Annotated in this window: 2 protein-coding genes; both read right to left on the bottom strand. The window is 28.1% G+C overall.

Features of this window, described 5'->3' with window-relative positions; genetic code table 11:
- Positions 1–109: 109 nt before the first annotated feature.
- A complete protein-coding gene (erm(C), locus tag F784_RS25775; RefSeq protein WP_007410443.1) occupies positions 110–844 on the bottom strand; it encodes a 23S rRNA (adenine(2058)-N(6))-methyltransferase Erm(C) in 735 nt (244 codons plus the stop codon).
- 59 nt (positions 845–903) lie between these two features.
- Positions 904–963 (bottom strand): 23S rRNA methylase leader peptide ErmCL, encoded by a 60-nt coding sequence (gene ermCL / locus F784_RS26520; RefSeq protein ID WP_002497446.1) that lies wholly within the window; start codon positions 961–963, stop codon positions 904–906.
- Between the last annotated feature and the right edge of the window lie 333 nt (positions 964–1,296).

The following is a 1,296-nucleotide window of genomic DNA, read 5'->3' as shown; positions in this document are numbered from 1 at the left end:
CGCACCAGCGAAAACTGGTTTAAGCCGACTGCGCAAAAGACATAATCGATTCACAAAAAATAGGCACACGAAAAACAAGTTAAGGGATGCAGTTTATGCATCCCTTAACTTACTTATTAAATAATTTATAGCTATTGAAAAGAGATAAGAATTGTTCAAAGCTAATATTGTTTAAATCGTCAATTCCTGCATGTTTTAAGGAATTGTTAAATTGATTTTTTGTAAATATTTTCTTGTATTCTTTGTTAACCCATTTCATAACGAAATAATTATACTTTTGTTTATCTTTGTGTGATATTCTTGATTTTTTTCTACTTAATCTGATAAGTGAGCTATTCACTTTAGGTTTAGGATGAAAATATTCTCTTGGAACCATACTTAATATAGAAATATCAACTTCTGCCATTAAAAGTAATGCCAATGAGCGTTTTGTATTTAATAATCTTTTAGCAAACCCGTATTCCACGATTAAATAAATCTCATTAGCTATACTATCAAAAACAATTTTGCGTATTATATCCGTACTTATGTTATAAGGTATATTACCATATATTTTATAGGATTGGTTTTTAGGAAATTTAAACTGCAATATATCCTTGTTTAAAACTTGGAAATTATCGTGATCAACAAGTTTATTTTCTGTAGTTTTGCATAATTTATGGTCTATTTCAATGGCAGTTACGAAATTACACCTCTTTACTAATTCAAGGGTAAAATGGCCTTTTCCTGAGCCGATTTCAAAGATATTATCATGTTCATTTAATCTTATATTTGTCATTATTTTATCTATATTATGTTTTGAAGTAATAAAGTTTTGACTGTGTTTTATATTTTTCTCGTTCATTATACCCCTCTTTAATTTGGTTATATGAATTTTGCTTATTAACGATTCATTATAACCACTTATTTTTTGTTTGGTTGATAATGAACTGTGCTGATTACAAAAATACTAAAAATGCCCATATTTTTTCCTCCTTATAAAATTAGTATAATTATAGCACGAGCTCTGATAAATATGAACATGATGAGTGATCGTTAAATTTATACTGCAATCGGATGCGATTATTGAATAAAAGATATGAGAGATTTATCTAATTTCTTTTTTCTTGTAAAAAAAGAAAGTTCTTAAAGGTTTTATAGTTTTGGTCGTAGAGCACACGGTTTAACGACTTAATTACGAAGTAAATAAGTCTAGTGTGTTAGACTTTATGAAATCTATATACGTTTATATATATTTATTATCCGGAGGTGTAGCATGTCTCATTCAATTTTGAGGGTTGCCAGAGTTAAAGGATC

It is taken from the genome of Deinococcus apachensis DSM 19763 (assembly GCF_000381345.1).
GTDB classification, from domain to species: domain Bacteria; phylum Deinococcota; class Deinococci; order Deinococcales; family Deinococcaceae; genus Deinococcus; species Deinococcus apachensis.
The sequence above is the reverse complement of the archived record's forward strand: the minus strand, read 5'-3'. Positions and strand labels throughout refer to the sequence as shown.